General features: G+C 72.0%; 23 protein-coding genes and 1 riboswitch. Of the genes, 3 read left to right on the top strand and 20 right to left on the bottom strand.

Annotated features, from left to right (window positions below):
- Positions 1 to 38: 38 nt before the first annotated feature.
- The 5 genes from A4E84_RS34865 to A4E84_RS34845 all read right to left on the bottom strand — a co-directional run bounded on the left by A4E84_RS34865 (position 39) and on the right by A4E84_RS34845 (position 5,678).
- Positions 39 to 668 (bottom strand): GTP-binding protein, encoded by a 630-nt coding sequence (locus A4E84_RS34865; protein WP_062930369.1) that lies wholly within the window; start codon positions 666 to 668, stop codon positions 39 to 41.
- Positions 646 to 1,017: a DUF742 domain-containing protein gene (locus A4E84_RS34860; RefSeq protein ID WP_062930368.1), complete on the bottom strand. Its 372-nt coding sequence runs from the start codon at positions 1,015 to 1,017 to the stop codon at positions 646 to 648. Before A4E84_RS34860 ends, A4E84_RS34865 begins: the two co-directional genes overlap by 23 nt.
- 2 nt (positions 1,018 to 1,019) lie before the next feature.
- Complete coding sequence (locus A4E84_RS34855; RefSeq protein ID WP_031135180.1) at positions 1,020 to 1,451, bottom strand: roadblock/LC7 domain-containing protein; 432 nt, start codon at positions 1,449 to 1,451, stop codon at positions 1,020 to 1,022.
- A 68-nt stretch (positions 1,452 to 1,519) separates the two neighbouring features.
- A complete protein-coding gene (locus tag A4E84_RS34850; RefSeq protein ID WP_062930367.1) occupies positions 1,520 to 3,778 on the bottom strand; it encodes an ATP-binding protein in 2,259 nt (752 codons plus the stop codon).
- Positions 3,779 to 4,412: 634 nt separating this feature from the next.
- On the bottom strand, positions 4,413 to 5,678 hold the full coding sequence (locus A4E84_RS34845) for an MBL fold metallo-hydrolase (protein ID WP_062930366.1): 1,266 nt from the start codon (positions 5,676 to 5,678) through the stop codon (positions 4,413 to 4,415).
- A gap of 128 nt (positions 5,679 to 5,806) precedes the next feature.
- On the opposite strand from A4E84_RS34845, the gene A4E84_RS34840 reads away from it, so the two are divergent.
- Both A4E84_RS34840 and A4E84_RS34835 read left to right on the top strand, forming a co-directional pair.
- Complete coding sequence (locus A4E84_RS34840; protein WP_062930365.1) at positions 5,807 to 6,985, top strand: Glu/Leu/Phe/Val dehydrogenase dimerization domain-containing protein; 1,179 nt, start codon at positions 5,807 to 5,809, stop codon at positions 6,983 to 6,985.
- A 96-nt stretch (positions 6,986 to 7,081) separates the two neighbouring features.
- A complete protein-coding gene (locus A4E84_RS34835; RefSeq protein WP_079129228.1) occupies positions 7,082 to 7,696 on the top strand; it encodes a TetR/AcrR family transcriptional regulator in 615 nt (204 codons plus the stop codon).
- 114 nt (positions 7,697 to 7,810) lie between these two features.
- Here A4E84_RS34835 and A4E84_RS34830 read toward each other — a convergent pair whose 3' ends face one another.
- The 4 genes from A4E84_RS34830 to A4E84_RS34815 form a co-directional block, all read right to left on the bottom strand.
- Positions 7,811 to 8,596: an SGNH/GDSL hydrolase family protein gene (locus A4E84_RS34830; protein WP_062930363.1), complete on the bottom strand. Its 786-nt coding sequence runs from the start codon at positions 8,594 to 8,596 to the stop codon at positions 7,811 to 7,813.
- A gap of 145 nt (positions 8,597 to 8,741) precedes the next feature.
- Positions 8,742 to 9,458 carry a DUF6250 domain-containing protein gene (locus tag A4E84_RS34825; protein WP_062930362.1) on the bottom strand — a complete coding sequence of 239 codons (717 nt, stop codon included), beginning with the start codon at positions 9,456 to 9,458 and terminating at the stop codon, positions 8,742 to 8,744.
- A 194-nt stretch (positions 9,459 to 9,652) separates the two neighbouring features.
- On the bottom strand, positions 9,653 to 10,582 hold the full coding sequence (locus tag A4E84_RS34820; RefSeq protein ID WP_062930361.1) for a LysM peptidoglycan-binding domain-containing M23 family metallopeptidase: 930 nt from the start codon (positions 10,580 to 10,582) through the stop codon (positions 9,653 to 9,655).
- Between the two features lie 4 nt (positions 10,583 to 10,586).
- Positions 10,587 to 10,741, bottom strand: a riboswitch (cyclic di-AMP (ydaO/yuaA leader).
- 316 nt (positions 10,742 to 11,057) lie between these two features.
- Entirely contained in the window at positions 11,058 to 13,133 is a 2,076-nt protein-coding gene (locus tag A4E84_RS34815) for an alpha-galactosidase (RefSeq protein ID WP_062931731.1), read from the bottom strand.
- A 179-nt stretch (positions 13,134 to 13,312) separates the two neighbouring features.
- Between A4E84_RS34815 and A4E84_RS34810 the strand changes: the two genes are divergently transcribed.
- Entirely contained in the window at positions 13,313 to 14,110 is a 798-nt protein-coding gene (locus A4E84_RS34810; protein WP_062930360.1) for a tyrosine-protein phosphatase, read from the top strand.
- An 18-nt stretch (positions 14,111 to 14,128) separates the two neighbouring features.
- Here A4E84_RS34810 and A4E84_RS34805 read toward each other — a convergent pair whose 3' ends face one another.
- From A4E84_RS34805 to A4E84_RS45900, 11 genes are all read right to left on the bottom strand, one after another.
- Positions 14,129 to 14,248: a DUF6126 family protein gene (locus tag A4E84_RS34805; RefSeq protein WP_062930359.1), complete on the bottom strand. Its 120-nt coding sequence runs from the start codon at positions 14,246 to 14,248 to the stop codon at positions 14,129 to 14,131.
- Positions 14,245 to 14,889 (bottom strand): helix-turn-helix domain-containing protein, encoded by a 645-nt coding sequence (locus tag A4E84_RS34800; protein WP_062930358.1) that lies wholly within the window; start codon positions 14,887 to 14,889, stop codon positions 14,245 to 14,247. The genes A4E84_RS34805 and A4E84_RS34800 overlap by 4 nt, the downstream gene beginning before the upstream one ends.
- 64 nt (positions 14,890 to 14,953) lie before the next feature.
- The gene (locus A4E84_RS34795) at positions 14,954 to 16,369 is read right to left on the bottom strand and encodes an aspartate aminotransferase family protein (RefSeq protein ID WP_062930357.1); all 1,416 of its coding nucleotides are present in this window, start codon (positions 16,367 to 16,369) and stop codon (positions 14,954 to 14,956) included.
- Positions 16,366 to 18,261 (bottom strand): 1-deoxy-D-xylulose-5-phosphate synthase, encoded by a 1,896-nt coding sequence (gene dxs / locus A4E84_RS34790; protein WP_062930356.1) that lies wholly within the window; start codon positions 18,259 to 18,261, stop codon positions 16,366 to 16,368. Before dxs ends, A4E84_RS34795 begins: the two co-directional genes overlap by 4 nt.
- Positions 18,262 to 18,290: 29 nt before the next feature.
- A complete protein-coding gene (gene ispG / locus A4E84_RS34785; RefSeq protein ID WP_062930355.1) occupies positions 18,291 to 19,448 on the bottom strand; it encodes a flavodoxin-dependent (E)-4-hydroxy-3-methylbut-2-enyl-diphosphate synthase in 1,158 nt (385 codons plus the stop codon).
- A gap of 4 nt (positions 19,449 to 19,452) precedes the next feature.
- On the bottom strand, positions 19,453 to 20,475 hold the full coding sequence (gene hpnH, locus A4E84_RS34780; protein WP_062930354.1) for an adenosyl-hopene transferase HpnH: 1,023 nt from the start codon (positions 20,473 to 20,475) through the stop codon (positions 19,453 to 19,455).
- A 5-nt stretch (positions 20,476 to 20,480) separates the two neighbouring features.
- Complete coding sequence (locus tag A4E84_RS34775; protein ID WP_062930353.1) at positions 20,481 to 21,122, bottom strand: phosphorylase family protein; 642 nt, start codon at positions 21,120 to 21,122, stop codon at positions 20,481 to 20,483.
- Complete coding sequence (shc, locus tag A4E84_RS34770; protein ID WP_062930352.1) at positions 21,122 to 23,116, bottom strand: squalene--hopene cyclase; 1,995 nt, start codon at positions 23,114 to 23,116, stop codon at positions 21,122 to 21,124. The genes A4E84_RS34775 and shc overlap by 1 nt, the downstream gene beginning before the upstream one ends.
- Positions 23,117 to 23,239: 123 nt before the next feature.
- The gene (locus tag A4E84_RS34765) at positions 23,240 to 24,373 is read right to left on the bottom strand and encodes a polyprenyl synthetase family protein (protein ID WP_107308540.1); all 1,134 of its coding nucleotides are present in this window, start codon (positions 24,371 to 24,373) and stop codon (positions 23,240 to 23,242) included.
- Positions 24,373 to 25,785 carry a hydroxysqualene dehydroxylase HpnE gene (hpnE, locus tag A4E84_RS34760; protein ID WP_062930350.1) on the bottom strand — a complete coding sequence of 471 codons (1,413 nt, stop codon included), beginning with the start codon at positions 25,783 to 25,785 and terminating at the stop codon, positions 24,373 to 24,375. Before hpnE ends, A4E84_RS34765 begins: the two co-directional genes overlap by 1 nt.
- Entirely contained in the window at positions 25,782 to 25,934 is a 153-nt protein-coding gene (locus tag A4E84_RS45900) for a DUF6380 family protein (RefSeq protein ID WP_418082276.1), read from the bottom strand. The genes hpnE and A4E84_RS45900 overlap by 4 nt, the downstream gene beginning before the upstream one ends.
- Positions 25,935 to 25,960: the final 26 nt, after the last annotated feature.

Raw genomic sequence — 25,960 nt, 5'->3', positions numbered from 1 at the left:
TTGCGTCATATATGAACTCCGTGGCGGGTGTGAGGGGATCACGTGTGGGCGCCATACTCCGTCGCGGGGGCCGGAGTATGTGCGATGAGATGGCGTACCAGGGTCAGCAGGGTCTGGACCCCGGAGCTGGAGATCCGAGCGTCGCAGCACACGACGGGAACGTCCGCGGACAGATCCAGCGCGCCGCGCACCTCCTCGGGGTCGTAGCGGTAGGCACCGTCGAACTCGTTGACGGCGACGATGAAGCCGAGGCCACGCTGTTCGAAGAAGTCGACGGCGGCGAAACACTCCTCCAGCCGACGGGTGTCGGCGAGGATGACCGCGCCGAGCGCGCCCTCGCACAACTCGTCCCACATGAACCAGAAGCGCTCCTGCCCGGGTGTGCCGAACAGGTACAGCACGTGTTCCGGGTCGAGGGTGATGCGGCCGAAGTCCATGGCCACGGTCGTCTCGACCTTGTTCTCGATGCCGTCGAGGTTGTCGGTCGCGGCGCTGACGGTGGTGAGCAGCTCCTCCGTGCTGAGCGGCGCGATCTCGCTGACCGCGCCGACGAAGGTCGTCTTGCCCACGCCGAACCCGCCCGCCACCAGGATCTTCAGCGCGGTGGGGAACGGGTCGGCGCCGTGGCCCGGTCCGTCGGTGTAGTCAGAGCTGTCGTCGTAGTCCATCGAGCACTGCCTCCAGAAGGGCCCGGTCCGTCGGGTTGTGGTGGAACGCGGGGGGCTTGGTGGTCAGCGCCCCGCAGTCGACGAGGTCCGCCAGCAGCACCTTGGTGACGGCCACCGGCAGTTTGAGATGGGCGGCGACCTCCGCGACGGCGACGGGCACCCGGCACCGTTCGAGCGCCTGCGCGTGTTCGGGGCCGAGATAGCCGAGGGGGGTCGCCCCGGTGGCCATCACCTGCGACACGAGGTCGAGCGCGACGGTCGGACGGGTGCGGCCGTTGCTGACCGTGAACGGCCGCACCAGCCGCCCGGCCGCGTCGTCGAGCCAGGGCCCGTCACCGGCCGCCGTCACGCTCAAGGCCTCATCGCCGGGGATTCGACGGACTGCCGGGGAGCGGTCACCAGGTAGGGGCGGACGCTCTTGACCAGCATGGCCATCTCGTAGCCCAGCACGGCCGCGTCGGCCTCGCGGCCGGCGAGCACGGCCAGGCAGGTGCCGGAGCCGGCGGTGGTGACGAACAGCAGGGTCGAGGCGAGCTCGACGACGACCTGCCGCACGTCGCCGCCGTCGCCGAAGCGGACTCCCGCGCTGCGGCCGAGGGAGTACAGGCCGGAGGCCAGGGCGGCCATGTGGTCGGCGCTGTCCGGGTCGAGGCCGTGCACGGATTTCACCAGGCCGTCGCAGGACAGCAGCACCGCGGCGCTCGTGTGCGGTACGCGCTGTACGAGGCCGCTCATCAGCCAGTCGAGATCGGAAACATGGGCGGTCGGCGCATCGCTCGCCATGGTGGATCGACTCCTTGGGGTACGAAGGTCTACGGGAGCGCTGGGGGGGGGGGTGGAGAGGGGGGTGGTCATCCGGCGGGTGCGCTCCCGTCCTGCCGGGTGGTGGTCGTGCGGTGGTCGGAACGGGACCCGGCCCCCGGCCTGGTCGAGGAGGACGGCTCCGAGGGGAGCGCCTCGAGGTGGACCGGCCGGACGGGCATCGGGTCCCGGTGTGCGGAGCCGGAGGAGACCGGGTCCGCGGGGGCGGAGTCCATGTTGGCGCGGCCCATGGGTGCGGAGCCCAGGTTGGAGGTGTCCATGGGTGAGGAGCCCATGTTGGAGGTGTCCATGGATGCGGAGCCCATGTAGGCGGACTCCGTGTAGGCGGACTCCGTGTAGGCGGACTCCGTGTAGGCGGACTCCGTGGGGGCCGCCTCCGTGTCGCCCCACTCCGTGTTCCCGGCCTCCATGTTCTGCTGGGCCTCCGCGAGACTGATGCCGCGTTGGAAGGCCGCCATCAGACCGGGGTCGTGTCCCACGAGGTGCTCGGGGTCCTGGCGTGGCGTCGGGCCGTCACGCAGCTGGGGCGCGATGTGCTCCTGGGCGCGGCGGCGGGGCAGTTGGGGTTTGCCCATGGTGCCGCGGACGGTGCCGTTGCGAGGAGTGGGCGGCTCGGTGACGTTCTCGGCGAGCACCCGCCGGTCGTCGGGACTGATACCGGGCCGTGCCTCGGCCGGGGTGGGGCGCTCCCTACGGGCCCCGCGCACGGGCAGGGGCGCGGGCCGGCCGCCGCCCTGCGCACTGTCGCCCGGACTGAATTCGGCATTCTGCTCGTGTCCTCGGGACGCCGCGGGAGGGGGGAGAGCGGCCGAGGTCCCTGCTCCGGACGCGGGCAGCGGCACGGACGAAACTCCGAAGTCGGCGCTCCCGAACGGGGCTTGCCCTCCGGACGCGCCCGGACCGGTGCTGCCGCCGGGGCCGCTCTCGGTCCCGTTTCGCCCGGGCAGGCCGGGCAGCCCGGCCTGCCCATCCGGCCGCCGCGGCGCGGCTGGATGCCCTGTACCGGCCGCTCCTGTCGCTCCTGCCGCTCCCGCCGTCGGCTGCCCCGCTCCCCCGGGCGTCCCCGCCCCCGGCTCCGCTCCCAGCAGCGCCTGCGGCACGACGAGCACCGCCTGCACTCCGCCGTAGATGTTGGTCTGGAGGCGGACGGTGATGCCGTGCCGCCGGGCGAGCTGGGAGACGACGAACAACCCGATGCGGCCGTCCGCGAGCAGCCGGGCGACGTTCACCTGGTCGGGGTCGGCGAGCAGCGCGTTCATCCGCGTCTGCTCCTCCAGGGGCATGCCCAGTCCGCGGTCCTCGACCTCCACGGCGAGCCCGGAGGTGACGAGGTTGGCGCGCAGCAGGACCTGGGTGTGCGGGGCGGAGAACACCGTGGCGTTCTCGACGAGTTCGGCCAGGAGATGGATGACGTCGGCGACGGCGTGGCCGCGCAGCTGCCCGTCGATCGGTGGCACCAGTTTGACGCGCGAGTACTGCTCGACCTCGGCGATGGCCGAGCGCAGCACCTCGGTCATGGAGACGGGGTTGCTCCACTGGCGGCGGGAGACGGCCCCGCCGAGCACGGCGAGGTTCTCGGCGTGGCGGCGGATGCGGGTGGCGAGGTGGTCGACGTGGAAGAGCCCCTTGAGCAGGTCGGGGTCCTCCATCTCGTTCTCCAGCTCGTCGAGGATGGAGATCTCGCGGTGCACCAGCGACTGAAGGCGCCGGGCGAGGTTGACGAACACCTCCAGCTTCTGTTCGCTGCCGGCCTGGCTGGAGAGCTGGGAGGCCTGCACCACGGCGGTGACGGCGCCGTCGTGCGCGCGGGACAGGTCGGCGGAGAGGAGGTCGAAGTCGTCGGCGTCCTCGGCGGGGCCGTCGGGCCGGCTCTGCAGTGCGAGTGGGGGCGGCCCGTCGCCGCGGCGCAGCGTCTCGACGAGGGTGCGCAGGTCGGCCTCGCGCCGGGCGGTGCTGCGGCGCAGCACACCGATGCGGTCGTGCACGGACCGGGCGGCCCGGTTGGCGGCGACCGCTGCGACCGCGATGCCGACGAGGGCCACGAAGACCGCGCCGCCGAGCACGGCCCACAGGATGAGGCCCGGCCGCGCTCCGGTGGACCGGACGGTGAAGAGGACGGCGGCGCAGCCGCTGAGAGCGACGGCGACCGGGGGCAGCACCGCGAGACGCAGCAGCTGGGGCCGTATGTGGGTCTCGGGCAGCGCGGGTGCGGTGCGGACGGCGGGCCGTCCGTGCCGCCCGCCCTCACGGCGGTCTGCGCGTGCGGCCGGGGCGCGGAGGTGAGACATCGGTGTCCTCGTACTGGTCCGTCGGGCCTGGGTGCCAGGGGGGCTCGCGGGGGTGCGTCCGGGTTCACGTGGCCGCTTGCGCGCGCCCCGGGCCGTACGCCCGGACTCCCCTCGCTTCCGCCCGGCCTCCGCGCCACCGGGGCCGGCGTGCCGGCCCGGGGCGTGGACCCCGGCACCACGAGCCCCGCCTTCCCCAACGCCCGCGCCACCGACGGCGGCAGCGGCCTCACCGGCCCGGCCGCCCGTGCCTGAGGCCTTGGCACCCAAGTCGGCGACCGCGCCCTGGTCGGCGTCGGTGGCGTGCGGGCAGCGGGGATCCCCGTCGCGTCGACTCCCTCGTCCGCCCTGCGCCTGCACGTGCCGGCCCCCGCTCCCTTGATCCGCCCTGTTTCCCGACGGCCACTGACAGTAGTCGCCAGCGCATCATGTGCGGTGGGCAGTTGACAAACTCATACGGTGAGCGTCCCGCTCTGGTATGAGGTCTCGTACGACAGACCGATAACACCGTCGTACATCCGACCGCGAACGAAGCGAGGTCGATCCGACCTGGTCAGAAGCGGTCACACAGAGGCGGCGAGGGCCGGGGAGCATCTCGCTCCCCGGCCCTCGCCACTGGCCCTTCGTACGCCCCGGGTCAGCCCGCCGGGAGCGTCTCGGGGTCCTCGGTGCCCCTGCCGACCCGACGAGTGTCGTCACTCAACGTGTCGGCTTGGGCCATGGCTGCCGCGTCCGGCGCGGTCTTGATGCCGGCTCCGGTCAGGGCCTGCGCGGCCGTGCGGCCGGCCGCCGGGGCGAGCGCCACCCCACGCCACCACGGCTCGGACGGGACGTTCTCCGCCGTGGGCTCGAAGGGCTCGCCGGGGCGGGGCAGGGCGACACCGGCGCCCACCGCGCGAGCGGCCGCGAGTGTCCCCTCGCCGGGGTCCGCCCACGGGTGCGTCGCCAGATTGAAGGTGGCCCAGTGGATCGGGAGCATCGGGCCGTGCTCCGGTCCGCCCTGGAGGTCGACGTGGGCGCGCATGCCCTCCTCGGGGGTCATGTGGATGTCGGGCCAGAAGTCGGAATACGCGCCGATCTGGATCATGGTGGCGTCGAACGGCCCGTGCTCGGCACCGATCTCCTTGAAGCCGTCGAAGTAGCCGGTGTCGCCGCTGTGGTAGATCCGGTGCTCGTCCCCGGCGACGACCCACGAGGCCCACAGGGTGTGCTGGGTGTTGCGCAGCCCGCGGCCGCAGAAGTGCCGGGCCGGGGTGGCGGTGAGGCTGAGCCCGTCGATCTTGGTGGTCTCGTGCCAGTCCAGCTCGCGCAGCCGGCCGGCGGACACGCCCCAGTGCTCCAGGTGCGCGCCGACGCCGAGGGGCACGGCGAACAGGGTGTCGGTACCCGCGAGCGCCTTGATGGTGGGCATGTCCAGATGGTCGTAGTGGTCGTGCGAGATGACCACTACGTCGACCGGGCCGAGCGCGGCCAGCGGCAGGGGCACGGGATGCAGCCGCTTGGGCCCGGCGAAGGAGAAGGGGGAGCAGCGCTCCCCCCACACGGGGTCGAACAGGACGCGCCGGCCGTCGATCTCCGCGAGGACGCTGGAGTGCCCCATCCAGGTCAGCCGCAGGCCGGTGGCCGGGGGCCCGGCGATGTCGGCGAGGGTGGTGGAGTGCACCGGGACGGTGCCCTTCGGGGTGCGGCGGGGCCGGGTGTCCTTGTCGAAGAAGACCTTGGCGAAGTCCAGGGTCGAGCCCGAGGGCCGGGTCCGCGCGGGACCGCCGGGGTTCTGGAAGACCCCGTCCTTGAAATGGGGCGATCTGCGGATGCGCGCCATGCGCTCACCGCTCGGGTCCGCGCCGAACGCCCCCGGCTGCAGCGCACGGAGCCCGGAGCTCAGGGTACGGAAACCGGCCACGGTACCTCCAGGTGGAGTCGGTCAGGCTTTCCATTATGGTCGGCCCCTCCGACACCACCGGATCACAGGGGCCCCACGAGAGTGGATACTGACCGATGATTCAGTATCCCGGCGGCGAAGGAACCCGTATGGCCACCCCCCTGCTGTCCCTGACCTGGACCGATCACCTCACGGGACGGCAGGGCTTCCTGGTCGTCGACCGGCTGGTGCGCGGGGTCGCCAGCGGCCGTCTGCGGATGCGCGCCGGCTGCACCCTGGACGAGGTCACCGGCCTGGCCCGCGGCATGACCGTGAAGGAGGCCCTGCACTACGACCCCGCGAGCCGCTACGTCCCGCTCGGCGGCGCCAAGGGCGGCATCGACTGCGACCCCCGGGATCCCGAGGCGTACCCGCTGCTGGTGCGCTACCTGCGCGCGATGCGGCCGTACATAGAGAGCTGCTGGACGACGGGCGAGGACCTCGGGCTCACCCAGGACCTGGTCGACCGGGCGGCGGCCGAGGCGGGGCTGATCTCCTCGATCCAGGCCGTCTACCCGCTGCTGGACGACGAGGCCGAGGCCCGGCGGCGCCTGCGGGACGCGTTCGCGGTCGAGGTCGACGGCATCGGCCTGGACGAGCTGGTCGGCGGCTGCGGGGTGGCCGAGGCGGCCCTGGCCGCCCTGGCCCGGGCCGGGGTGCCGTACACGGGGACGCGGGTCGCGCTCCAGGGGCTGGGCACCATGGGCGGGGCCACCGCTCGCTTCCTCACGCGCTCGGGGCTCACGGTCGTGGCCGTCGCCGACCTCAAGGGCACGATCGCCAACGGGGCGGGCCTCGACGTCGAGTCGCTGCTCGCCGCCCGGGACGCCCACGGCACGGTGGACCGCTCCGCGCTGCGCCCCGGTGACCGCGAACTGCCCGGCGACGCCTGGCTGTCGGCCGACGCGGAGGTGCTGGTGCCGGCGGCCGTGTCGTACGCGATCGACGCCGCGAACCAGGAGCGCATCACCGCCCGCTGGGTGGTGGAGGCGGCCAACATGCCCGTACGGCCGGAGGCGGAGCTGCTGCTGGCCGCGCGCGGGGTGACCGTGCTGCCGGACGTCGTGGTCAACTCGGGGACGAACGCCTGGTGGTGGTGGACGCTGTTCGGGGACATCGGCGCCGACCCCGAGGAGGCGTTCGCGTACACCCGCCGCTCGATGCGGGCCCTGGTCGAGCGGATGCTGGAACGCGCGCAAGTCGACGAGTCGACCCCGCGCGCCGCCGCCCACGCGATCGCGGCGGACCGGCTGCCGGTGATCGCGGAGCGGTTCGGCTGGTTCCGGTGAGGCACCCGCCCTCCGCGGCGGCAGCCGTCGCGGGCCCGGCCGGACAGGCCGAAACACCCCGTCGAGGGGCCGCACTCGCGTGGGTAGGGTGACGCCGTGACGAGAGTCCGGTTGAGTGTGGCCCAGCGGCGCGGGGATCTGCTGCGGGCCGCCATCGAGCAGATCGAGGCGCGGGGTGTGGCGGCGGTCAGGATCGCCGACGTGGCCTCGGCGCTGGGCGTGAGCAACGCACTGGTCCTCTATCACTTCTCGACGAAGGAGCAGCTGGTCGCCGCCGCGTTCCGGCACGCGGCGGAGGGCGACCTGGCGCATCTGCGCAAGCTGCTCGGCCGCCGTTCACCGGCGCTGCGCCGGCTGCGGTCGGCCGTGCGGTGGTACGCCCCGACCGGGCAGGCCAAGGGCTGGCGACTGTGGATCGAGGGCTGGGCGGCGGCGCTGCGCGACCCCGCGCTGCGGGAGGTCGCCCAGGATCTCGACCGGCAGTGGAAGGCGGCCCTCGCCGAGGTCATCGCGGAGGGCGTGGCGGCGGGCGAGTTCCGCTGCCCGGACCCGGCCGGCACGGCCCTGCGGCTCACGGCCCTCCTCGACGGCCTCGCCGTCCAGCTGACGTCCTACGCCGGCGCGGTGCCGCGGGCGCGGGTGCAGGAGTGGGTGGAGGAGGCGCTGGTCCGCGAGTTGGACCTGGCGGAGGAAGCGCGGCTGACGCCTTAGTCGCGGCCCCCGACCGGGATGGCGGGGCCGCCGAGGGGCTCCTGCCCACGGCTGCGACGCCTGCGGGCCGCGCCGGTTTCCGGCCGGCGCGGCCCGCAGGCGCAGGAGCCGTTCTCACGCCACCGGCGCGATCCGCATCCTGATGTCGTCCGGCGACAGCGCCCCCTTGGCCGTCACATGGTCACCCGACGACTCCCCGCGCAGCCGGCGCCCGATCCACGGCACGAGGAACTCGCGCGCCCAGGCGACGTTGTCCCGCCGTACGTCGAGAGCGCCGCGCGGGGGCAGCGCGGGCCACTCCTGCTCGGGGTCGGCCGGCACGTCGAGGCCGAGCACCTGGCCCGCGCGGAGCGCCACGCGCGTGTGCCCCTCGGGCGACAGGTGCAGCCGGTCGGCGTCCCAGGCCCTGCGGTCGCGCACACTGCGCAGGGACCACAGGTCGAGCACCGGGCAGCCGTACCGGTCGGCGATGGCACGGACGTGTCCGTTGTACGTGGCGATCTTGCCGCGCAGGTGCTTGAGCACGGGCACGCCACGGGTGTCGAAGCCGGTCGTCACCATGACCGTGCCGGACACGGCGGTGAGCCGGGCCAGAGCCCGCTCGAAGCGCTCGGCCACCTCGTCCGGGTCGGTGCCCGGCCGGATGATGTCGTTGCCCCCGGCACAGAACGAGACGAGGTCCGGGGCCATGTCGACGGCCCGCGGAACCTGGTCCGCCACGATCTGGTCGAGGAGCTTCCCGCGTACGGCGAGATTGGTGTACCGGAAGTCACCCTCGGGCCTGCGGTCGGCGAGCAGGACGGCGAACCGGTCGGCCCAGCCGACGAACGCCCCGTCGGGGCCGGGATCGCCGACGCCCTCGGTGAAGCTGTCCCCCACCGCCACGTACGACCCGATCACTGCTCTGCTGTCACTCTTCGAATCGTCTGCCACAGCAGCTCATGATTCACCTTCGAATGTGACCTACGCGACCGTAAGAAAGGGTTGACGGGCGGTGATATAGCCCACTCCTAAAGTGTTCGCCAACTCCGGAATACCCCGCTTGTCAGGGGTGTTCCGGGGTGAGCCGCCAGACCCGGAATCGACTGATCCGGAAATGGCTCCAGACGGTCCGGAAGGCGAAGTGGCCGCTCGTGTAGGGCTGCGGGTCGGTGTGGTCGAAGACGAGCCGCCCGTTGTTCCACCACTGGACCGTCGAGCCGTCGGAGACGATCCGGACCCGGTTGGGCTCGTTCGGGACCAGCAGCGGCTCGGTGTAGTCGAACACCAGGGGGCGGACGCCGGGCTCGCCGACGTAACGGCGCAGCCGGGTCGTGGTGTTGTAGTTGGCGCCGTATCCCGCGTAGTACGCCGTGAGGTGGTCGTACTCGTCGAGGGCGCCGCCGCGAGGAGTCGCGAAGAGGTCGCCCGGGGAGCGTACGTCGGTCGCGTTCCAGAAGTTGTTGAGATCCGAGACCCGGTCGTTGACCCCGCCCTCGGAGACGGCGGTCGCGGTGTACTCGAGGACGTACGGCCCTTCGAGCCGCTGCCTGAACCAGACGGTCGCGCCGCTCGGTACGTCGATCTCCAGGATGCCGCGGGAGGCGGTGACCGTGCCGCCGTCCTGGAGTTCGGTGGCCCACCGGCCGAGGCCGTGGCAGAAGTCGTCGCGGGCGACGAGGCGGCGGTGACGGGGCGCGGCGTGCGCGCCGGCCGTGGGGGCGAGGGCCGCCAGGGCGGCTCCGGCGGCCAGGGCTCCGAACGCTCTGCGGGTGGTCGGCACGGGACACAGCTCCTCGGGATCCGCCGGGAAGGCTCTGGAAAGCGCTTGCACTCCGGACGGGATCACTCTGTCCCAACTGCCGCCGCCTGTCGATCCCTTGACGCGGTCGGCGGCATGCGCACACACCGAAGGCCGGACCCGGGGATCGGGGTCCGGCCTTCGGCCGCGTGTCAGGCAGGTGGTCGTGCGGTCGGTCAGCCGACGGAGACGCCGTGCGAGCGCAGGAAGGCGACCGGGTCCACGTCCGAGCCGTAGTCCGGCGTGGTGCGGATCTCGAAGTGCAGGTGCGGTCCGGTCACGTTGCCGGTCGCGCCCGACAGGCCGACCTGCTGCCCGGCGGTCACGGTCTGGCCGGCCGAGACGGAGAGCTGGGACAGGTGGGCGTACTGGGCGTAGTGGCCGTCGTTCAGCTTGATGACGACCTGGTTGCCGTACGCGCCGCCCCAGCCGGCGGAGACGACGGTGCCGGCGCCGACGGCCTTGAGGGACGTGCCGGTCGGGACGACGAAGTCGACACCGGTGTGGTAGCCGCTGGACCACATGCTGCCGGACATCCGGTAGGGGGTGCCGACGGTGGCACCGGCCACCGGGAGGGTGTAGCCGCTCGCGTTGCTCTCGGCGGCGGGCTTGGCGGCGGCCGGCTTCGCGGCGGTCTCCGTCTTCGGGGCCGACTCGGCGGCGGACTGCTTCGCGGCCGAGGGCTTCGGGGCGGAGGCCTTCGGCGCGGACGGGGCCGAGGACTTCGGCGCACTCGCGGCCTGCTTGCCGATCGACAGCTTCAGGCCCGGGTGGATCAGCGACGGGTCCGAGCCGACGGCGTCGCGGTTGTCCGCGTAGAGCTTCTTCCAGCCGCCGCTGACGTTCTGGTCGTCGGCGATCTTCGCGAGATAGTCGCCGGCCCTCACGGTGTAGGTGCGGGCACCGGTGGCCTTTTCCGCGGCCTTCTTCTCGGCCGCGGGAGCGGACTGGACGGCCTTTTCCGGAGCCGCCTGCGGGGTGGCGGCATGGGCACCGGCGGCCCCCATGAGCGGCAGCGCGAGAGCGGCTCCGCCGGTTCCGGCGACGGCGATGGAGCGGGTGAAACGCTGGGTCTTGGGACGGCGGTGCTTACCCTTCGCGGGCATGGCGAATTCCTCTCCGTCGCCTGCGAGGTGAGCTGTCGGGTGCGGGCTGGAGATGCCCGGCCGCGCCGAGGCGCGGCTTAACCCCAAGCCGTTCCGGGAACCGGAACAGGCGTCTTACCTGTGGGTCCCCCGCTCCTGCCGTACGTCGGGTCAGTGTGTGCGGGCTCCGGTCGGCGGCAGGATTAGGCGTCCGTCCGGATTGGTGTGGAACGTAAGCGACCAGGACGCAGACGGACAAGCTTGCGGTTGCCCGTGACGGTGTTTTTCTTGACGCGTCGCCACATCTGCGGTCACCGAGCGTGGATTAGCGATCTCCCGCTTTCCTCAACCGACCTGAATAACGCCAGAATTACGTGAACATGGCGACAACACATCGTCACCAATATGACGATGGTCACGCACCCCGACCCCATCTCCTTTACGATCGGGGCACGTTATCCCTAAGCGGCTTAAGCGCCCCATTCGGACAGAACGGCTACTTCCGCTTAAGGCGGACGACCGCGGCGTCCAGATCCCCCCGCAGACCGACCCGCAGTCCGTGATGAAGCAGCACGGCCCCACGGTGAATTTCGCCGGTTTCGAGGCATTCGTACGATGCGACCGGGTCGAGGGCGCGCAAGCGGAGAGCCGGTACGGGCTCGCCGTAGCGCTGCGCCTGGAGCCAGGCGAGGACGACGGTCTCGTCGCCGAGGACGTACTGCACGGCGCTCAGTCCGCCCTGCGGGGGACGCAGCCGGTACTGGTCACCGCGTTGCACCACGGGCCGGATCTCCTTGTAGAGCTCCACCCACTCCCGCGCCTCGGCGAGTTCCTCCCGCGTCCACCGCGTGAGGTCGCCGCCGACCCCCAGCACCCCGGCCATGGCGCTGACGAACCGGAACCGCAGGGAGCTGGCCCGCTGGTTGAGCATGACGTTCGGGCTGTCGGTGACCCAGGCGGCCATGACCCGGGCCGGATGGATCTGACTGAAGCCGTGCTGGATGGCGAGCCGGTCGAGCGGGTCGGTGTTGTCGGAGGTCCACACCTGGTCCGTGCGGCTCAGCACACCGAGGTCGATCCGCCCGCCGCCGCCCGAGCAGGACTCGAAGGCCACGCCGGGGTGGGCGGCCCGCAGCCGGTCCAGCAGGGCGTACAGGCCGCGCACGTGGTCGACCCACAGCCGCTGCGGGTAGGGGTCGTCCGGCCACCCGGCGTCGGTGAAGCAGCGGTTGAAGTCCCACTTGACATAGTCGACGGGCGCGCTGGACAGAAGTCCGTGGAGCTGCTCCCAGAGGTACTCCCGGACGTCCTCGCGAGCGAGGTTGAGTACGAGCTGATTGCGGAACTCCGTCCGCTTTCGTCCCGTTTGATACTGCACCCAGTCGGGATGCGAGCGGTACAGGTCGCTGTCCGGGTTGACCATCTCGGGCTCGACCCAGATCCCGAACTGCATGCCGAGGCCGTGCACGTGGTCGGCGAGCGGCTTCAGCCCGCCCGGGAAGCGGTCGGGGTTCGGGGTCCAGTCGCCGAGCCCGGCCCGGTCGCTGGTGCGCGCCCCGAACCAGCCGTCGTCGACCACGAACAGCTCGACGCCCATGGCCGCGGCCCGCTCGGCGAGCGCCCGCTGCTGCTCCTCGGAGATGTCGAACTCGGTGGCCTCCCAGGAGTTGAAGAGCACCGGCCGGTCCCGGCCCGCGTCCGGGATCACATGCGCCCGCTGGTAGGCGTGCCAGGCGCGGCTCGCCCCGCCGAAGCCGCCGTCGCTCCAGAGCCCGGCGAAGACCGGGGTCGTGTACGACTCCCCCGTGCCCAGCGTCAGCAGGCCCGAGTCGTCATAGCCGGCGCCGCCGGTAATCTGCACGCGCGCGTCCGGGAGCTGGGCCACGGCGATGCGCCAGGACCCGGACCAGCCCAGGGCGCAGCCGTAGACCTCGCCGCGCTCCTCGGTGGCGTCGGTGTCCAGGGCGACCCACGGCAGGTGCTGGTGGGAGGTGTGGCCGCGACGGCTGCCGATGACCTTCTCGCCGTGGGTGAGGCCGGAGCGCGTCAGGCGGGACTCGGCGCCCCAGCGGCCGTGCAGCTGGGACAACCGCCAGGCGTCGCGGTCGGGCAGGGTCCAGGTCGCGGAGTCGGCGCGCAGCAGCTCGACGGCCGGCCCCCGGTTGTCCAGGGTCACCCAGCGCTCGACGACGTCCGTCGAGGAGGGCATCCGGTAGTGCAGCGTGACGGCCAGGCCGCCGTCACGGAACCGGAGCCGCAGCTCGCCGTCCTCGGCGTCGTGCCCCTCGAAGAGCCACTCGGTGCCGCGCCGCTCGGCCGTGCGCACGGAGAGGGCGGGACGGACGAAGCGGGGGCCGCCCTCGACCGGGTACTCCTCGCGTCCGTCGAGCGGGGACTCGAAGGGCCAGTAGTCCGGCAGCGGCCGGACGGCGAGGGCCTCGGCGTCGGCTAGGCCGATCCGGGGGCCCCAGTGCAGGTGCAGCAGCTCGTCCCGGTCGGTGACATGGACGGCGTAGCTGCTGACCGGCCCGGAGAGCACCCACGTACGACCGTCTTCGGAGATCTCCAGCATCATGCCCTCACAGATTCGAACAAGCCCGACCAGGTGCGACCAGGCGGCAACATCATCAAGGGCTGCGGGGGCTCCGGGCAACGCCTGTGGACAACTCATTGCCCCAGGCAGGCATGTCGTATCGTCGAGTGACGCCCGGCGACGAGCCGCGTCGGCGGCGCCGAAGGGGAGGAGCCCTCGTGACACAGCAGGTCCCGTCGACCGAGCCCGAGCTGGCCGGAGTGCGCAACTTCCGTGATGTGGGCGGACTTCCGACCGTGGACGGACGGCGGGTGCGCCAGGGAGTGCTGTTCCGCAGCGGCCACCTCGCCCACGCGACCGGGGAGGACGCCGCCTTCCTGAGCACTCTGAGCCTGCACACGATCTTCGACTTCCGCAACGCGGCCGACCAGAAGCTCGAGGGCCCGGACGTCGAGCTGCCCGGCGTGCGCAATGTGAACCTGCCGCTGAGCGACCCCGCCGACGGCGCCGAGTTCTGGAAGATGGTCCGCGACGGCGACCTGGAGCAGCTCCGCGCGATCCTCTCGGACGGCAAGGGCGCGGACCGGATGATCGCCTCGTACCGGATGATCATCAAGCACCGCACGGGTGAGCACTCCCAGGTGCTGCACGCGCTGGCGCAGGACAGCGTCCCCGCGCTGATGCACTGCGCGGCGGGCAAGGACCGCGCGGGTCTGTCCGTCGCGGTGACGCTGCTCGCGGTGGGTGTCGAGCGCGAGGCGATCGTCGACGACTACCTGAAGTCGAACGCCAAGCACCGCCGCTACAAGGTGCACCGCAGCAGCTCCGCCGCCTCGGCGTACTCCCCCGAGGTCATGGAGCTGCTCAGCCCCCTCTTCGACGCGCGCGCCGAGTACCTGACGGCGGCCTTCGACACCATCGAGGAGACCTGGGGCGGCGTCGACACCTACCTGGAGAAGGGGCTGAAGCTCACCCCGGAGACCCGGGAGCGGCTGCGCGAGCGGCTCCTCGACTGAGGCGAAACCGGGCGGGCGCTACTTCGCCCCGAGCTCGAACAGCAGGTAGACGAAGGCGGCGAAGACGTGGCCTGCGATGAGGTAGACGAACAGCCTCACCCACAGGGCGCGGGGGAACTTCTCCTCCATGTCCCTCATGACACGTCTCCAGGGGTGGGGCCCAGGCACAGGGCGGCCGTGGGGCTCTGCAGCAGGGTGTGGACGAAGAGCAGCTCGACGCCGTCGTGGTCCTCGGCGGCGATCCGGTGCGGGGTGAGCGAGTCGAAGTGGGCGCTGTCGCCGGCCGCCAGCCGGTGCGTGGTGTCCCCGAGCCGCAGCCGCAGCCGGCCGCGCAGCACATGGAGCCACTCCTCGCCGGGGTGGACGCGCACGATGTCGCCCTGGGAGCCGTGGGGGACGTGGACGCGCAGGGCCTGCATCCCGCGGCCGGGGGCGCCGGCCTGCCAGTAGGTCCAGCCGCCCGCCGCGGTGGGTTCCATGTCCGCCGCGCGGATGACGGAGTCCCGTTCGGCGACCGTCTCGCCGAGCAGCTCGGAAACCGTCGTACCGTAGACACGGGCGAGCGCGAGCAGCATCGGCAGCGAGGGCTGGCGCTGCCCGGTCTCCAGACGCGAGAGGTGGGCGGGCGACAGCCCGGCGGCGCGGGCCGCCGCTTCCAGCGTCAAGGAGGCCTGGCGTCGCAGCGCCCGCAACTGGGGCGCGACGGCAGGCAGCGCAGCGGCCGCCGGTTCGGCCGGCGCGGCGGCCCCGGAGGGCCGCTCGGTCTCGGAGGAGCTCATGCCTCCATTCAGCCGGAGCGTTGCCTCAGCGGCAAATTTCTTGCCTCACAGGCAAAACCGCCGTCTACCGGTTGTTGACCGCCTGCTTGACGAGCGTCTTCCCGAAGTCCCACACCAGCCCGCCGTTGTGCGCGTCGTCCATCACCGCCGTGAAGGCGTCAACGAACCGGTCCACCTCCCGCTCGCCGATGATCAGCGGCGGGATCAGCTTGATCACCTCCATGTGGTCGCCGGAGACCTGGGTGAGGATCCGGTGCCGCTGGAGCAGCGGCACGACAACCATCTGCGCGAACAGTCCCTTGCGGGCGGCCTGGAGCATGGCCCAGCGGCTGCGCAGCTTCAGCGACCTGGGCCGGCCGAACTCGATGCCGATCATCAGGCCCCGGCCGCGGACCTCGGCGAGCATCTCGTACTGGTCCGTGAGCGCGGCCAGCCGGGATCTGAGCCGCTCCCCGGTGGCCCGGGCGTTCGCGACGACCTGCTCGTTCTCCATCACCGACAGCACCGCGAGGCCCGCCGCCATGGCCTGCGCGTTGGACCCGAAGCTCGCCGAGTGGACCAGCACCCGGTCCATGGACGAGTAGACCTTCTTGAAGATCCAGTCCTTGCCGATCGTGGCGCCCACCGGCACATAGCCGCCGGAGAGCGCCTTGGCCACGCACACCAGGTCCGGTTCCACGCCGTCCTCGTGCTGGTAGGCGTAGAAGTCACCGGTCCGGCCGAGGCCCGTCTGCACCTCGTCGGCGATGAGCAGAGCCCTGTGCCGGTGCAGCAGCTCCTGCGCGGCCCGCAGCCAGCCGGGCGGGCCCTCCAGCACTCCCTTGCCCTGGATCGGCTCGACGATCAGGGCGGCGACGTCCCCCTTCTTCAGCTCCCTCTCCAGAGCGTCGAGGTCGCCCAGCGGTACGGCCGTGTCGGGCAGCAGCGGGGCGAAGCCGTCGCGGAAGCCGGACTCGCCGTTCACCGAGAGGGAGCCGGTGGTCAGCCCGTGGAAGGCGTGCGCGCAGTACAGGATCCTGGGCCTGCCGGTGACGAACCGGGCGAACTTCAGGGCGCCCTCGACGGCCTCGGTGCCGCTGTTGCCGAAGAACACCCGGTCCAGGTGGGGGCTGTGCGCGAGCAGTTTCTCGGCCAGCAGACCGGGCAGCGGCTGGCAGTCGAAGCGGGTGAGATCGGCCAGGCCGGCGTCCACCACGTCGTGCAGCGCCTTGCGCACCACGGGATGGTGGCGGCCCAGTCCCATCACCCCGAACCCGGCGAGCATGTCCAGGTAGTCGTTGCCGTCCGCGTCCCAGAAGTAGGCGCCCTCGGCGCGCTCGTAGACCTTGTCGAAGCCGATGGTGTGCAGCATGCGCGGGAGCTGGTGGTTGAGGTGGCGGGTGTGCAGCTCGTAGCGCTCTGCTCCGCGCTCGGCCAGCAGCTTGCCGACGTCGAACTCCCCGGCCTGCGACGACTGCGACGCGGACTCGGCGGTTGTCATTCCTGTGGCTCCTTGGACAGCTCTTCCTTGACGGCCAGGCTCGCGCTGATCCGTCCGGCGACCTCGACGGGTGTCAGGCCGATGTCGGCGAGCACCTCGCCGCGCTTGGCGTGCGCGAGGAACTGCTCGGGGATGCCGAACCGCCGTACCGGCACGTCGACATCGGCGTCGCCCAGGGCCAGCGCCACGGCCGAACCGACTCCGGCCGCACGGCTGTTGTCCTCGACGACGGCGACCATGCGGTGCTCGGCGGCGAGCCCCGGCAGCGCCGGGTCGACGGGCTTGACCCAGCGCGGGTCGACGACGGTGCAGCCGATGCCGCGCGCTTCGAGCAGCTCGGCGGCCTGGAGGCAGACCGGTGCCATCACGCCGACGGCCACCAGGAGAACCTGCGGCTCGGGGGAACGCCGCAGCACGTCCAGTCCGCCCACCCGGTCGAGCGCCGGGATCGACGGGCCGACGGACTCCTTCGGGAACCGCAGCAGCGTCGGCGCGTCGTCCACGGCGACCGCCTCCCGCAGCTGGGCGCGCAGCTGGTCGGCGTCCCGTGGCGCGGCGATCCTGAGCCCGGGCACGACCTGGAGGACGGACATGTCCCACATGCCGTTGTGGGAGGCCCCGTCGACGCCCGTGATCCCGGCCCGGTCCAGGACGAAGGTCACCCCGCAGCGGTGCAGGGCCACGTCCATGAGCAGCTGGTCGAAGGCGCGGTTGAGGAAGGTCGCGTAGACGGCGACGACCGGGTGCAGGCCGCCCGTCGCCAGGCCCGCGGCGGAGACGGCCGCGTGCTGCTCGGCGATGCCGACGTCCCACACCCGGTCCGGGAACCGCTCGGCGAACCCGCCCAGGCCCACGGGGTGCAGCATGGCGGCGGTTATCGCCACCACGTCCTGGCGCTCCTCCCCGATCCGGACGATCTCCTCGCCGAACACCGAGGTCCAGGAGGGACCGCCCGACGGGGAGAGCGGTGCGCAGGTCAGCGGGTCCATGACGCCGACGGTGTGGAAGTGGTCCTCCTCGTGTGCGAGGGCGGGCTCGTAGCCGCGGCCCTTCTCCGTGAGGCAGTGGACCAGCACCGGCCCGTGGAAGCGCTTCGCGCGCCGCAGCGCGGACTCCACGGCCCCGGTGTCGTGCCCGTCGATCGGCCCCAGGTACTTCAGCCCCAGGTCCTCGAAGAGGCCCTGGGGGGCGAACGCGTCCTTGAAGCCCTTCTTCGCGCCGTGCAGGGCTTCGTAGAGGGTGTTGCCGATCAGAGGCGTGCCCTGGAGCACGTCCTTGCCCCAGGCGAGGACCCGCTCGTAGCCGTCCGTCGTGCGCAGCGTGGCGAGGTGGTTGGCGAGGCCGCCGATGGTGGGGGCGTAGGAGCGTTCGTTGTCGTTGACGACGATGATCAGCGGCCGGTCCTTGGCGGCCGCGATGTTGTTCAGGGCCTCCCAGGCCATGCCGCCGGTGAGTGCCCCGTCGCCGATGACCGCGACGACGTGGCCCCTCTCGCCCTGCACCTGGCGGGCCTTGGCGAGTCCGTCGGCCCAGCCGAGGGCCGTGGAGGCATGGCTGTTCTCGATGACGTCGTGCTCGGACTCCTCGCGCGAGGGGTAGCCGGACAGGCCGCCCTTGCTGCGCAGCTTGGAGAAGTCCTGGCGTCCGGTCAGCAGTTTGTGGACGTAGCTCTGGTGGCCGGTGTCCCACAGGATGCGGTCGACCGGCGACTCGAAGACCCGGTGCAGGGCGATGGTCAGCTCCACCACGCCCAGGTTGGGTCCGAGGTGGCCGCCGGTTCTGGCCACCGCGTGCACCAGGAACTCCCGGATCTCTTCGGACAGTTCCCCCAGTTCCGCCTGGGACAGCGCCTTCAGGTCGTGTGGTCCCCGGATGCTCTCCAGAATCGTCACGCTCGGGCCCCCTTCGCATTCCGTGCTGCTCAGCTCACGGTGACGGCCGGCTCCCCCGACCCCACGCCGTCCTGCTCCATCTGCTCGGCGATCTTCATCGCCTCTTCGATCAGCGTCTCGACGATCTTGGATTCGGGGACGGTCTTGATGACCTCGCCCTTGACGAAGATCTGTCCCTTGCCGTTGCCGGAGGCCACTCCGAGATCGGCTTCCCGCGCCTCGCCGGGCCCGTTGACCACACATCCCATGACGGCGACCCGCAGCGGCACCTCCATGCCGTCGAGCCCGGCCGTGACCTCCTCGGCCAGCTTGTAGACGTCGACCTGGGCGCGCCCGCAGGACGGGCACGACACGATCTCCAGCCGCCGCTCCCTGAGCCCCAGGGACTGGAGGATCTGGATGCCGACCTTGACCTCCTCGGCCGGCGGCGCGGACAGCGACACCCGGATCGTGTCGCCGATGCCCCGCGACAGCAGCGCCCCGAACGCCACCGCCGACTTGATCGTGCCCTGGAAGGCCGGCCCCGCCTCCGTGACGCCGAGGTGCAGCGGGTAGTCGCACTGTTCGGCCAGTTGCCGGTACGCCTCGATCATCACGACCGGGTCGTTGTGCTTGACGGAGATCTTGATGTCGCGGAATCCGTGCTCCTCGAAGAGGGACGCCTCCCACAGGGCGCTCTCCACGAGCGCCTCCGGGGTGGCCCTGCCGTACTTCTGGAGCAGGCGCCGGTCCAGCGACCCGGCGTTGACGCCGATGCGGATCGGTGTGCCGTGGTCCTTCGCCGCCTGGGCGATCTCCTTGACCCGGTCGTCGAACTGCTTGATGTTGCCCGGGTTGACGCGGACCGCGGCACAACCGGCCTCGATGGCCGCGAACACGTACTTCGGCTGGAAGTGGATGTCCGCGATCACCGGGATCTGCGACTTGCGGGCGATGGTCGCGAGCGCGTCGGCGTCGTCCTGCGTGGGGCAGGCGACCCGGACGATCTGGCAGCCGGACGCGGTCAGCTCCGCGATCTGCTGCAGGGTGGCGCCGACGTCCGACGTCCGGGTCGTCGTCATCGACTGCACCGATACCGGGGCTCCGCCCCCGACCGCCACCGGACCCACCTGGATCCGGCGCGACGCGCGCCGCTCGGCGATCGGCCGGAGCGGCACCTCGGGGACGCCCAGCTCAATGGCGGTCATGGCGTCACTCCCGGTTCCCGGAGACCGTCTCGCGCATGGCGCGCAGGGACTCCTTCAGCGATCCCATGGTGGCGAGGACAGCGGTGGGCTCGTAGCCGCAGTGCGCCATGCAGTTGGCGCAGCGCGGGTCCTTGCCGCGGCCGTACTTGTCCCAGTCGGTGTCCTCGACCAGTTCCCGGTACGTCGGCACGTACCCGTCGCTCATCAGGTAGCAGGGGCGCTGCCAGCCGAAGAGCGAGTAGTTCGGGATCGCCCACGCGGTGCACGGGAAGTCGACCTTGCCCTCCAGGAAGTCCAGGAAGAGCGGCGAGTGGTTGAGCCGCCAGCGCCGCCGGTTGCCGCCGGAGAAGGCCTTCTTGAACAGCTCGCGGGTCTGCTCCACGCCGAGGAAGTGCTCCTGGTCGGGGGCCTTCTCGTAGGCGTAGGCGGGCGAGATCATCATCTCGTCGACCTGGAGGTCGTCGTTGAGGAAGTTCAGCACCTCGATGATGGTCTGCGGGGTGTCGGTGTTGAAGAAGGTCGAGTTGGTGGTGACCCGGAAGCCGCGCCGCTTGGCCTCCTTGATCGCCTCCACGGCCTCGTCGAACACGCCCTCCTTGGCGACCGACTCGTCGTGCCGCTCGCGCAGCCCGTCGATGTGCACCGCGAAGGCGAAGTAGGGCGACGGCGTGAACTGGTCCATCTTCTTGCGCAGCAGCATGGCGTTGGTGCAGAGGAAGACGTACTTCCGCTTGGCCACCAGCTGACGCACGATCTCGTCGATCTGCGGGTGCATCAGCGGCTCACCCCCGGCGATGGACACCATCGGGGCGCCGGACTCCATGACCGCCCCCACGGCCTGGGCGACGGGCATCCGCTGCTTCAGCACCCCGGCCGGATGCTGGATCTTGCCGCATCCCTCGCACTTGAGGTTGCAGGCGAACAGCGGCTCCAGCTCCACGATCAGCGGGAACTTGTCCCGTCGGCGGATCTTCTGTTCAGCCAAGTATGTAGCGACCTTGATGGACTGTCGGAGCGGCATGGCCATCTGGCTCACCTCCTGGGGAGCAGCAAGGAACGGTGCCATTCGAAGAAAGCGGGAAGGACGGAACGAAGGACACGGAAAGCTGATATTCCACCGCGCACCGTGCCGATCCGGACGAGTTCATGTTCAGGAGCGTCCACGACCACCCGGACGGCCGCAACCGGGCGCTCGCCCGCACGCACGGCGCTCAGAAGCGTGACGGCGGACTCCATGTCGACCGCGATCGCGCCGGTCGCGCGCAGAGCGGACCGTTCCGGGCCGCGCACGACGTGGCCGGAGCCGGTGAGCGGCCCGGTGTGCACGGTCCGCCCGGGCAGCGCGCGGGCCAGCTCCTTCACCAGCAGCTCGGTCCCGACGCAGGGCGTCGTGCCGCGCGCGTCGCGGGTCTCCTCGGCGACGACCAGATCACCGGGGTGCATGCCCGGCGCGAGCCCCGCGCAGAAGCCGGTGGCCAGGACGGCGGCGTCGCGCAGGGCCGGGTCGGCCAGCACGCGGGTGACGGCCCGCTCGGCGGCCGCAGGCCCCATGCCCGTCCGCAGTACCGTGACCGGCCCGCCGGCCCCGCCCCGGCCACCCGCGCGCAGGGCGAACTGCTCGATGCCGAGCGCGCAGGCGATCAGCAGCGGGGCCGGGGAGGGCTGCGCGCTCATCAGCTCCCCTTGAGCCGGTCGGCGAAGGGCTCCCCGTGGACGTACCGGCCGAGCGCCGTGAGCGGGAACACCTGCCGGTAGAGGTGGTAGTTGATCGAGAAGTCCCACGGGAAGCCCGTCCCCGTGAAGTACGGCTCGTCCCAGGAGCCGTCCTCGCGCTGGGTGGCGGCGAGCCACTCGACACCGCGTTCGACGGCCTTGGAGTCGCGCTCCCCCGCCGCGAGCAGGGCCATCAGTGCCCATGCCGTCTGCGAGGCGGTCGAGGCGCCCCGGCCGCTCCACTGCCGGGCGTGCTGGTAGGAGCGCAGGTCCTCGCCCCAGCCGCCGTCGTCGTTCTGGACCGACTCCAGCCAGGCGACGGCCCGCCGGATCGCCGGGTGCGCGGCGGGAAGGCCGGCCGCGGTCAGGGCGGGGACGACGGAGCCGGTGCCGTAGACGTAGTTGACGCCCCAGCGCCCGAACCACGAGCCGTCCGGCTCCTGCTCGGCCAGCAGCCACTCGATGCCGCGCCGGGTGCGCGGGTCGTGGGCGAGGCCCTCGACGGCGAGCATCTCCACGACGTGCGCGGTGACGTCCGCGGAGGGCGGGTCGATGACCTCGCCGAAGTCGCAGAACGGCAGCCGGTTGGGGAAGGGGCTGGTGTTGTCGACGTCGAACGCCGCCCACGCGCCGTTCTTCGACTGCATGCCGAGCGTCCAGCGCATGCCGCGGACGATGGCCCTGTCGAGCCGCTCCGGGTCGTGGTGGGCGATCCGGCGCAGCGCGAGGATCACCTCCGCGGTGTCGTCGATGTCGGGGTAGTTGTCGTTGTGGAACTCGAACGCCCAGCCCCCGGGCGGCAGTCCGGGCCGCTTCACGGACCAGTCGCCGGGCCGGACGATCTCCTCGCCCAGCATCCAGTCGGCCGCCTTCACCAACTGCGGATGATCGGGAGGCAGTCCGGCGTCGACGAGGGCGATCGCGGCCAGACATGTGTCCCACACCGGCGACTGGCAGGCCTCGATCATCCGGGCCCCGTCCTCGCGCCATACGGCGAACCGGTCCAGGGAGGCCAGCCCCTCGCGCATCACGGGGTGTCCGAGGTCGTAGCCGAGCAGGTGCAGGGCGATGATCGAGTACACGGCCGGGGGCTGGATGCCGCCCCAGCAGCCGTCGTTCTCCTGCCGCTCGATGATCCAGCGGGCGGCGCTGTTCATGGCGGCTCTGCGCAGCCTGCGCGGGGTGACCTTCCGCAGGGCGTGCAGACCTTTGTCCATCCGCTGGAACGCCCCGTCCCAACTGAAGGGTGAGGACGGCGGCTTGGGCGGATTGGGCCGGTCGGGGTCGGTGTGCAGCTCGTCGAGCGCGAAGGGCGCGGGGCGTACCGGCCGCTTCGCGGAGACGATCGTCAGCGGGACGATCGTCTGCCGCGCCCAGCAGCCGAAGTCGTAGATGTTGAGCGGCACCCACTTCGGGAAGAAGACGAGCTCCGGCGGGAGTTCGGGCAGGTCCTGCCACTTCCACCAGCCGAACAGGGCCAGCCAGATCCGGGTGAAGACCCGGGCGGCGGCGATGCCGCCCTGCGCGCGGATCCAGGCGGAGGCCTTCGCCATGTGCGGGGCGTCGGGCGCGTCACCGGCGAGGCGGAGGGCGACGTACGCCTCGATGGTGGCGGACAGGTCGCCCGGTCCGCCGTAGAAGGTGGCCCAGGTGCCGTTCTCGCCCTGCTCGCCACGGATGAAGAGGGCGGCGGCCTGTGTCGTCTTCTCGTCGCGGATGCCGAGGAACTGACGGAGCAGCAGGTCCTCGGCGTCCATCGTGACGTTGGTCTCGAGGTCGCCCTTCCACCAGCCCTGGGCGTCCTGGAGGGAGAGCAGGAAGTCGGTGGCGCGCCGGGCGGCGCGTGCGGCGGCTTCCGGTACCCCGGCCGCCCCGGGGGCGTGCGTGTCGGTGTCGCTGGCCGCGGCGGCGCGGGGTGGCAGGGCCCCGGTGCTTCCGTCGGTCGTCGCTGTCATGGCTTCCCCTTCTTGCAGTCCTGCATGGCGTGCATCTGCTGTGGGTCCGCCGTCGGCCGGTGCTCCGTGATGAACTCACGGCACCGGCCGGCGACTACGCGAGGGCTATTCGGCCGATAGTGATCATCTCTTTCGTACGACGACGAAGTCCGCGAGGGCCGTGAACTGTGCCCGCACCCGGTCGGGCATGTCGACGGCGTCGAGGGCTTCGATGGCGATGGTGTGCTGACGGCGTGCCTCGTCGGCGGTCCACTCGCGGCCGCCGGCCTCCTCGATGAGGGCGGCGCGGGCCGCGAACTCCTCCTCGGAGAAGGTCTCGACGTCGCTGCTCTTGGCGTCGGCGGCGAGGATCTCGCCGAGCCGCTCGGAGGCCGGGCCGCCAGCCGCGAGGGCGGCCACGACGGGCAGGGACTTCTTGCGCTGGCGCAGGTCGCTCCAGGTCTGCTTGCCGGTGGAGACCGGGTCGCCCCAGATGCCGAGCAGGTCGTCGACGGCCTGGAAGGCCAGTCCCAGGTGGTAGCCGTACTTCTCCAGGGTGTCGGCGGTGTGGTCGTCGGCGCCGCCGAGCACCGCGCCGATGGAACTGGCGCAGGCGAGCAGGGCGCCGGTCTTGTTGCCCTCCATCTCCAGGCACTCCTCGACGCTGACGCGGTCGCGGTGCTCGTAGGAGATGTCCTGGGCCTGGCCGTCGATCAGGGCCCGGGTGGCGGTGGTCAGGCGGCGGGTGGCGCGGCCGGCCTCGACGGTGCCGAGTTCGAGGAGGACCTCGTTGGCGAGGGCGAACAGGGCGTCGCCGACCAGGATGGCCTGGGCGGGGCCGTGCACCTTCCAGACCGTGTCGCGGTGACGGCGCTGCTCGTCGCCGTCCATGAGGTCGTCGTGGAGGAGGGAGAAGTTGTGGACGAGCTCCACGGCGACGGCGCCGGGGATGCCGGTCTCGGGGGCGGCGGACATGACCTCCGCGGACAACACCGCGAGGGCGGGACGCACGGCCTTGCCGCCGTCCCCCTCGGCGGGCCTGCCCTGGGCGTCGATCCAGCCGAAGTGGTAGGCGGCAACAGTGTCCATGGGAGGTGCCAGGCGGTCGACGGCCGCCCGCAGTACCGGAGTGGCCAGGGTCCGGCCGCGCTCCAGCAGCGCGGTCACGTCCACCGCCTCGGCAGTCTTCGAGGCCGGGGGCACAGTGGGCACAGTCTCTCCTCTTGTTGCGGTACCGGGGGTGCGGGGGCCGCCTGCCGCGCCGGTCTGAGCCGGCATCATGCCGCCTCCTCGAACTCGAAGAGGGCATGCGGACGGGGCCGGCCCAGGGCGCCCAGCACGGCGTCCGCCGCGCTCACACCACTGCGGACCGCACTCTCCATGGTCGCGGGCCACCCGGTGGCGGTCCACGCTCCGGCCAGGTAGAGGCCGGATGCCTTGGTGCGGGCGCCGGGCCTGAGCCGCCCGACGCCCGGGCTGGGAGCGAACGTCGCGGTGCGCTCCCGGGTGACGAAGAAGTCCCTCACTTCGGCGCCGCGGGCCGGCGGCAACAGCCGCTCCAGCTCGGGCAGGTACCGCTCGCGCAGCACCGCGACGGGCGCGTCGATCTCCTCCTGCGCCGCCGACTGCGACACCGCGAGGTACTGCCCCTCGCGCAGCCCGGACGCCTCGGTCCGGTCGAAGACCCACTGCACGGGGCTGCCGAGGGCGGTGAAGAACGGCCGGCCGAGGACCTTCCGGTCGTACACCACATGGATGTTGAGGATGGGCGCGGTACCGATCTCCAGGAGCCGTTCGGGCGCGTCGAGGGCGCCCGCGGGCAGCAGATCGTGCGCCTCGCGCTGCGGTACGGCGAGGACCACGGCGTCGGCCCGGAGCGTCTCGCCGGGAACCTCGACGGTCCACTGCCCGTCTTCGTCCGGGGAGACGGAGGTGACGCGGGTACGGAGCTCGGTGCGCACGCCCGCGGAGTCGAGCGCCTTGCGGGCCAGCCGGTCGTGCAGCTCACCGAGCGGGACACGCGCCCAGCCGATGTCGGCCGCGCCGGGGTCGGACAGCAGACCGGTCTTGAACACCATCGCGGCGAGCGCCAGGGAGGCGTCGCCCGCGACCGCGTTGAGGGTGGCGACCCCGACCAGGTCCCACAGGGCCTCGACGGCGCGCGCCGACTGGCCGTGCGCGGCCAGCCAGCTGCCGAAGTCCTGTGTGTCCAGCGCCGGGTCGGCGAGGTCGAGTCCCCTGAGCGCGAGCGCGGCCCGGCCCACCCTGGCCCGGTCGGCGAGCGACAGGTGCGGATAGGTGGCGAGGCTGCGCCCCAGGTGCAGCGGCACGGGGAGGGCGTCGCGGCGCAGCCTTCCCAGGCGGCGTCCCTCGGGCCGGGCGAGGTCCAGGACGGGTACGTCGAGCCGCTCCTGGAGCGGGGCGAGTGCCGCGCCCTCGACGCGGTCGAGGAACCAGCGGTAGGCGGTGCAGCAGCGCAGGTACACGTGCTGGCCGTTGTCGACGGTGAGAGCGCCGCGCCGGAACGAGAAGGCCAGGCCGCCCAGTCTCGGCCTGCCCTCCAGCAGGGTGACGCGCACCCCGGCGTCGGCGAGCGCGAGCGCGGTGGTGACACCGGCCAGCCCGCCGCCCACCACGACGGCGTGCCGCGCCTGTGCCGCCGGTCCCCCGGACCGTGTGCCGTGGGTCATCGCGCACCCTCTCCCATCGCCGGAGCGTGCTGCTCGAACGGTGCACGACCGGCCGTCTCCGTCAGGGACGCGGCCCCGCACCTCAGGGTTGCCCGCCGGTTGTCTCCGACGGCTCGGCCGAGAGGCGCCTCGCACCCGCGCCCGGCCACCCGCGCCGCACCGCCGGCGGCGGCCT

Origin of the sequence: Streptomyces qaidamensis (assembly GCF_001611795.1) — a bacterium.
Lineage (GTDB): Bacteria > Actinomycetota > Actinomycetes > Streptomycetales > Streptomycetaceae > Streptomyces > Streptomyces qaidamensis.
Note: the sequence above shows the minus strand (reverse complement) of the source record. Positions and strands in the feature narration are given on the sequence as shown.